The following is a 7,409-nucleotide window of genomic DNA, read 5'->3' as shown; positions in this document are numbered from 1 at the left end:
CGGCTGGCTGCACACCTACAATCACCACCGCGGACACACCGCGCTGAAGGGCCAACCACCCGCCAGCCGCGTCCCCAACCTCACGGGTCAGTACACCTAGACGGCGTCCCCCGGTGACTTCCCGGTGCCTGCCCCGCCGGGCGCGCTCCCGCCGACAGGGAGGGAGCCCGCGCCGGTACCGGCCGAGCCCCCGCCGGCCACGGCACCGGCCGTGCCCTCCGGACGGGCTTTCGCGGGCAGATGGTTGAACAGCAGATTCAGCACGATGGCCGTGAGGCACCCCGCACTGATGCCGCTGTGCATCACCGTCTGGAACCAGTCGGGGAACTTGTCGTAGATCGTCGGCACCCCGACCGGCAGCACGCCCATCGCGACCGCGACGGCCACCACCGTCAGGTTGTTGTTGCCCTTGAAGTCGACCCCCGCCAGCGTCCGCAGACCGCTCGCGGCGACCGTCCCGAACATCACCAGGCCCGCACCGCCCAGCACCGGCGCGGGAACCGCCGCGACCACCGCTCCCAGTTTCGGCAGCAGCCCGAGCAGGACGAGGATGCCGCCCGCGACGGCCACCACCCAGCGGCTGCGCACCCGCGTCATGCCGACCAGGCCCACGTTCTGCGCGTACGCCGTGTACGGGAAGGTGTTGAAGACGCCGCCGAGGACGGTCGACAGGCCGTCCGCGCGCAGCCCGTCCGCCAGGGGGCGCGGCGCGACCTTGCGGCCCGTCATCTCACCGACCGCGATGAAGTCGCCGGTGGTCTCGGTCATCGAGACCAGGGCCACCACCAGCATCGAGACGATGGCCGACGCCTCGAACGTGGGCGCCCCGAAGTGGAACGGCGTGCTGATCCCCAGCCAGTCGGCGTCCGAGACACCCCCGAAATCGGTGAACCCGAACGGGACCGCCACCAGCACCCCGACCACGATGCCGGTCAGCACCGCGACCCGGGAGAGGAAGGCGGGCGCGAACCGCTGCACGCCCACCACGACCACCAGCACGAACGCGGCCAGCGCGAGGTTCTTCGGCTCCCCGAAGTCCGCGGCGCCCGCACCGCCCGCCGCCCAGTTGCCCGCGACCGGCAGCAGCGAGACACCGATGATCAGGATGACCGTGCCGGTGACCAGCGGCGGGAAGAACCGCAGCAGCGTGCCGAACACCGGCGCCAGCAGCATGATCGCCAGCCCCGCGACGATCACCGAACCGTAGATCGCGGGCAGCCCGCCGCCCGTCGTCCCGATCAGCACCATGGGCGACACGGCCGCGAACGTGCAGCCCTGCATGATGGGCAGCCGCACCCCGAACCGCCAGAAGCCGACGCACTGGATGAGCGTCGCCACTCCGCACACCAGCAGGTCGGCGGTGATGAGGTACGCCAGATCCGCGGGCGGCAGCTTCATCGCGCCGCCGACGATCAGCGGTACCGCCACCGCGCCCGCGTACATCGCGAGCACGTGCTGCAGACCGAAGGCGGCCAACTGTCGTGCGGGTGGCACCTCGTCGACGGGATGCACGGGTGAGGTCGTAGCCATGGACGCTCCTGAGCGGCGGTGGACCGAAGACGGGGGGAAGGGCGGGGAACGGAGGGACGGGGAGGCGGGGAACCCAGGAGACACGTCAGCAAGCGGCCAGGGGAACGGTCCTGCACCGAAAAGTTCCGGACATCACGCGTCCGCGGCCGGTCCGACCACCGACCGGCCACGGCCTCGGCCAGCCGACACCGCGCCTACGCCCCGCCGCGACACCGCGCCTACGCCCCGCCGCGACACCGCGCCTACGCCCGGACGTGCCCCGCTCCGCCGCCAGGGTGCAGTGCCCGCCGGCGGGCGTGTCCGTTCGTATGGAATGTGATGATGCGGTTACGTTCCGTATGTGCTTGAAGCATTCTTTCTTAATCTGTCCGGTCGCCGCCCGGCGGACGGTGCCGTCTCCGTGCGGCCCGCCTGGGAGGTGCGGGAGGGCGACGGCGCCATGTCGTGGTTCGACGTCCGGCTGGAGTTCGCCGACGGCGCGTACGTCGAGGCGCTGGCCGTGCGGTCCGCCCGGACCGTGTCGCTGGAGGACGTACGGGCGTGCCCCGCGCTTTCCCTGGACGATCTGGCCGTGCTCGCCGACTGGCTGGAGGAGCCCCTGGCGGAGTCCTGCGGCGTGCCGCGCCGGCCGGGCGCCGTCGAGGACGGCGAGCGCGAGGCGGGCCTCGCGGCCCGCGAATACCGCGCGGCGCAGGAACGGGGCACCGACCCCGTCCTCGCGGTGATGAACGCGACCGGCCGGGACCGCCGAGGTGCCTTACGGCTCATCGGACGGGCCCGCGACGCCGGGCTGCTGACCCCCCGCCACACCCGCCATTGACGTCCCGTCGCGCCGACGGCCGTCCCCCGGGGCACACCCTCGCCCCCGTACCGGTCACATCAGCTTCCGCATGCGGGTGATCTCGCTCGTCTGCTGAGCGATCACGTCGTCCGCCATCTCCTCGATCTGCACGTTGTTGCCCTGCGCCTTCACCTCCGTGGCCATCGTGACCGCGCCCTCGTGATGCGTGATCATCAGGGTGAGGAACAGCTGGTCGAACGCCTTGCCCCCGGCCGCGCGCAGATTCCTCAACTGTGCCGCGCTCGCCATGCCGGGCATGGCGGCGTGGTCGTGCTCGCCGTGCTGCCCGGGCTGTTCCTTCTTCCCGTGGTTCGTCAGCCAGCCCCGCATGGCGCCGATCTCCGGGCCCTGCGCGGCGGAGATCCGCTCGGCGAGCTTCTTGATCTTCGTGGATCCGGCTCGTTCCGGGACGAGTCCGGTCATCTCCAGCGCCTGCGTGTGGTGCTGAATCATCATCCGCGCGTACGCGACGTCCGCCGCGTTGGGGGAGTCGTCGGCCCTCTGCGCTGCGGCCTCCTCGGGGGACAGCGTGCGGTTGTCCTCACCGGGCCTGCCGGGCGCGATCACCGAGGGCCCGCCCGCCGAGGCGGCGTTCGTGTCCGTGTCCGCGTCGCAGCCCGCGAGGCCGAGCACGGCCAGGGCCACCAGCGCGACCGGGGCGAGGGACGCGCGGGACTGGCGGCGGGAGAACACATCGACCTCCTGAAGCAGGGCGTGGTGAGCGCACCTTGTGTGTGCGATGTACGTCCTAGCACGCTTTCGTATGTCAGTGATCGAAAATCTTCGGTGCAGGTCGGTTGCCCCCTGTTGGTATGTGCATGGCGAGGACGATACTGCGTGGTGCGTGAACCGTTCTCGTGTGAACGGCGCTAGGGAGGAACAGTGATCCTGTCGAACGACCCCCGAACCCGCCGCAGACGGCTGGGTGTCGCCGCAGCAGCCGCCGGTCTCCTGGCCTCGCTGCTCGCGGCGGGCCCGGCCGCGGCCATTCCCGATCCCGGGGACGGCCCGGCGAAGCACAAGAGTGTTTCGGACAGCACCCGGGCCGAGGTCCGGGAAGCCATCGAGGAGGGGCGGATACCCGCCCAGGACGAGGTGGTCCACTCCGACAACATCGAACACCTCGTCAACATCCCCAAGGACACGCTGTCCAGTATCAACTCCGACCTCGCCTTCCAGGGCAGGTACGCGTTCGCCGGCAACTACGACGGCTTCCGGATCTTCGACATCAGTGAGCCGAAGGCCCCGAAGACGGTCGCCCAGGTCCTCTGCCCGGGATCGCAGAACGACATCACGGTCTCCGGCGACCTGCTGTTCCTGTCCACCGACTCCTCGCGCAGCGACAACAGCTGCAGCAGCAACAGCCAGCCCGCCACGGAGAAGTCCTCCTGGGAGGGCATCAAGGTCTTCGACATCAGCGACAAGACGAACCCGAAGTACGTCGCCGCCGTCGAGACCGCCTGCGGCTCGCACACCCACACCCTGGTGCCCGAGCGCAAAAACGTTTACGTGTACGTCTCCTCCTACTCGCCCAACGCCACCTTCCCGGACTGCCAGCCGCCGCACGACGGCATCTCCGTGATCAAGGTGCCGCGCGACGCCCCCGAACGGGCGGCGGTCGTCGGCTTCCCCGTGCTGTTCCCGGGCGAAGGCCCCGACGGCGGCGGCAACCCCGGATCGCCCACCAACCCGGGCGTCTCCAAGACCACCGGCTGCCACGACATCACCGTCCTGCCGAGCAAGGACCTGGCCGCCGGCGCGTGCATGGGCGACGGCATCCTGTTCTCCATCGCGGACCCGGCGAACCCGAAGGTCATCGACCGCGTCCAGGACAACGTGAACTTCGCGTTCTGGCACTCGGCGACCTTCAACCAGAAGGCCGACAAGGTCGTGTTCACCGACGAGCTCGGCGGCGGCGGCGCCGCCACCTGCAACGCGGAGATCGGCCCGAACCGCGGCGCCGACGGCATCTACGACATCGTCGGCAAGGGCGACAGGCGCAAGCTCGTCTTCCGCAGTTACTTCAAGATCCCGCGTCACCAGGCGGACACCGAGAACTGCGTCGCCCACAACGGCTCGCTCATCCCGGTCAAGGGCAAGGACCTCATGGTCCAGGCCTGGTACCAGGGCGGCGTCTCCGTCTGGGACTTCACCGACTCCGCACACCCGAAGGAGATCGGCTACTTCGAGCGTGGCCCGCTGACCACCGACACGATGACCACCGGCGGCTCCTGGTCCGCGTACTACTACAACGGCTACATCTACTCCAACGACATCGCCAAGGGCTTCGACGTCCTGAAGCTCAGCGACCGGCGCACCGACCCCGCCCAGCGGGTCAGGCTGCACGAGCTCAACGTGCAGACGCAGCCGGACTACTTCGACTGACCCGCCGCGGGGTGCTCCGGCGCCCCGGTCGCGAAGTACCGCGACAGGTCCGTCTCACACGTCCCGCCGGGCGCCTCGGGGTCCGGCGGGACACCCATGTCCCACTCCAGGCCGTAGCGCGAGAAAAGCTCGGCGCGCAGCATCGGCACCGGCATCGGAGCGCCCGGCATCAGCGCCGCGTAGACCGCGCCCATCAGCTGGGCCCGCAGCATCGGGTAGTCGTAGTCCACGTCCTGGGAGCCGCGCCGGGCGACGGTGTCCCGCAGCAATTCGGCCAGCCTCTGCTGCTCCGGGCACGGCAGGAAACCCTCGGCCTGTAGCAGCCCGGACATGTGCTGGCGCATCAGTACGGGCCGGTCCCGGGCGAGGCCGAGAATCGCGTCGATCGCCCGCGCCAGCCGCTCCCGGCCGTCCTCGGTGCACGGCTCGCGCTCCAGCGTCTCCTCCAGCGTGCGGTGCATCAGCCGGTGCACGGCGGACTGCACGAGCTGACGCTTGCCGGGGAAGTAGTACGACACCAGGCCGCGCGCCGAACCGGCGCGGTCGGCGATGGCACCGAGCGTGGTGGCGTCGTAGCCGGACTCGCCGACGAGCTCGACCGCCGCCTGCAGAAGCCGCTCCTTGGAGCGCCGACGCAATTCTTCATTGACCGAGGCGCTGCGCGGGGACATGCTGTAACTCCTGCGTTGACTGGCTGCCAGCCAACTATACTCAATGCAGGCGACCCGGCCCCTTCATGGGGTCCGGTCGGTGCTGCCGTCCGTCTCGGGCGACGCGGGGGATCGTCCGAGACGGACGCGCACGCATGCACGGACATGCCCGGACGCGCGGCCCGCAGGCCACGAATGCCCGGCGGTGGGAGCCCCGCGCGTGGTCACCGCACGAGATCCAGCACCGGCCGCAGCGCGTCGGGCCGTTCCGTCACCGGCAGATGGTCGACGAAGTGCACCCGGCAGCCCAGGGCCGCCGCGCCGCCGTCCGCCCGCCGGTCGTCCCCCACCATCACCGTCCTGCCCGGATCGACGCCCAGCGACTCGCAGGCCACCGAGAACAGCCGCGGATCGGGCTTCTGCACCCCGTGCCGGTACGACAGCACGTACACGTCGATCCACCGGTCCAGGCCGTGGGCCCGGAACACCGGCCGCGGGTCCCAGCCGATGTTGCTGACCACGCCGACGCGGACACCGCGCTCCCGCAGCGCCCCGAGCACCTCGGCGGCGTCCGGGTACGGCTGCCAGGCGTCCGGGGACATGTGACGCTCGTACAGGACGTCGTGCAGCGCCGGGTCGGGCAGTCGCACCTGGCGGGACAGGCCGGTGTACGCGGCGCGGTGCAGCGCGGCACTGCGGTCCCGGGTCCGCCAGAGTTCGTCGAGCCGCTCCGGTACCCGCAGGGGCGCGGCACCGCCGGGCAGCGCCCCGGCCTCCTTCAGTGCCTTCGCCGTCGCGGCCACCTCAGGCTCCGGAGGCGAAGGCCCGTCTCGCCGAGTGCCCCGCGCAGCCAGGACTCGGTGGACTCGACGCGGAAAAGGGTGCCGGAGAAGTCGAAGAGCACGGCCGTCATGGCGCGATCCTACGAGGCGGGGTTCCGGGAGCGGGAGGGATGTGACCGAGGACCGGGCCGAATTCCCGGGGGCTCAGGGCCGAAGCCGCCGGTGTGCCGCCACGGCCAGGACCGCCGTCAGGGCACCCAGCAGCCAGCCGCCCACCACGTCCGACGGCCAGTGGACGCCGAGCCACACCCGGGTCAGGCCGACGCCCGTCACGCAGACCACGGCGACCGCGAGCGCCGTACGGAACAGGGCGCGCCCGGCGCCGTAGCGGCGCAGCAGCCACAGCAGTACGCCGCTGACGACTGTGGCGGTCATGGCGTGGCCGGACGGGAAGGCCGCGTAGTGGGCGGAGTCGACCGGGTCGGGCCACACCGGGCGGGGCCGGCCGACCGCGGCCTTGACACCCTGTTGCAGCAGCGCGCCGATCGCGCAGACGGCCGCCAGCCACACCGCCGTCCACAGGGCGGCGTGCCGCACCAGCAGCCACACGGCCACCGCCGCGCAGACGACGCGCATCGTCCACGGGTCCCACACCCAGTCCGTGAGGATGCGGCAGGCCCGCGTCACGCCCGGTTCGCCGACCGCCCAGCGGTGTGTGGTGCGGGAGATGTCGCCGTCCAGCTCGATCAGGGGCTGCCACCCCGCGGCGACCGGCACGAACAGCAGTACGCAGCACACCGTCAGCACCAGGGACCACCGCAGGGCGCGGCGGTGCCCGGGAGGGCGGGGCGGGGAGTCGACGGCCGGGATACCCATGCGGCGATCCTCGCGCAGGGCCGGGGTGCGGGGCCAATCCCGGCGCCGGTCCGCAGCCGACCGATCGCGGTACCGGCGGCGGACCGGCCCAGGGCACGGGCGGGACCGGCCGGCCCACGGCACGGCGAAGGGCGTGACCGCGTCCTGTCGTCAGGATCGGGCCGGTGTGCGGAGTGGTGCCTTTCGGCCGGTCCGGACGGGGTCGGGGCGTGCGGCGGCACGGCGGAGGAGGGCGTCCACGCGACGGGGAACCACCCCGCGCGAGCGAAACGGAGAGTGGGGCAGCGCCAGGTAGCCGGCAGACCGACGACAACGCCGCAGAGGCGCGCCGTGGCCCCCGAGGCC

Annotated in this window: 6 protein-coding genes and 1 pseudogene; 2 read left to right on the top strand and 5 right to left on the bottom strand. The window is 71.6% G+C overall.

Annotation, left to right across the window (positions count from 1 at the left end; translation table 11 throughout):
- Positions 1-96: 96 nt before the first annotated feature.
- Positions 97-1,530 carry a nucleobase:cation symporter-2 family protein gene (locus ABZ354_RS22715; RefSeq protein ID WP_358659460.1) on the bottom strand — a complete coding sequence of 478 codons (1,434 nt, stop codon included), beginning with the start codon at positions 1,528-1,530 and terminating at the stop codon, positions 97-99.
- 340 nt (positions 1,531-1,870) lie between these two features.
- On the opposite strand from ABZ354_RS22715, the gene ABZ354_RS22710 reads away from it, so the two are divergent.
- Positions 1,871-2,350 carry a DUF6214 family protein gene (locus tag ABZ354_RS22710; protein ID WP_358659458.1) on the top strand — a complete coding sequence of 160 codons (480 nt, stop codon included), beginning with the start codon at positions 1,871-1,873 and terminating at the stop codon, positions 2,348-2,350.
- Between the two features lie 54 nt (positions 2,351-2,404).
- Here ABZ354_RS22710 and ABZ354_RS22705 read toward each other — a convergent pair whose 3' ends face one another.
- The gene (locus ABZ354_RS22705) at positions 2,405-3,064 is read right to left on the bottom strand and encodes a DUF305 domain-containing protein (protein ID WP_358659456.1); all 660 of its coding nucleotides are present in this window, start codon (positions 3,062-3,064) and stop codon (positions 2,405-2,407) included.
- Between the two features lie 189 nt (positions 3,065-3,253).
- Here ABZ354_RS22705 and ABZ354_RS22700 point away from each other — a divergent pair, with 189 nt between their 5' ends.
- Complete coding sequence (locus ABZ354_RS22700; protein WP_358659454.1) at positions 3,254-4,756, top strand: hypothetical protein; 1,503 nt, start codon at positions 3,254-3,256, stop codon at positions 4,754-4,756.
- On the opposite strand, the gene ABZ354_RS22695 is transcribed toward ABZ354_RS22700, so the two are convergent.
- The 3 genes and pseudogenes from ABZ354_RS22695 to ABZ354_RS22685 form a co-directional block, all read right to left on the bottom strand.
- Positions 4,744-5,427, bottom strand: coding sequence for a helix-turn-helix domain-containing protein (locus ABZ354_RS22695; protein ID WP_358659452.1), 684 nt, complete (start codon positions 5,425-5,427; stop codon positions 4,744-4,746). The two genes, ABZ354_RS22700 and ABZ354_RS22695, sit on opposite strands and share 13 nt — an antisense overlap.
- A gap of 203 nt (positions 5,428-5,630) precedes the next feature.
- Positions 5,631-6,319 (bottom strand): annotated as a pseudogene (locus ABZ354_RS22690) (HAD-IA family hydrolase).
- A gap of 73 nt (positions 6,320-6,392) precedes the next feature.
- A complete protein-coding gene (locus tag ABZ354_RS22685) occupies positions 6,393-7,064 on the bottom strand; it encodes a phosphatase PAP2 family protein (RefSeq protein WP_358659450.1) in 672 nt (223 codons plus the stop codon).
- Positions 7,065-7,409 lie beyond the last annotated feature (345 nt).

It is taken from the genome of Streptomyces sp. NPDC005925 (genome assembly GCF_040638805.1).
In the GTDB taxonomy this organism is placed as follows: Bacteria; Actinomycetota; Actinomycetes; order Streptomycetales; family Streptomycetaceae; genus Streptomyces.
Note: the sequence above shows the minus strand (reverse complement) of the source record. Positions and strands in the feature narration are given on the sequence as shown.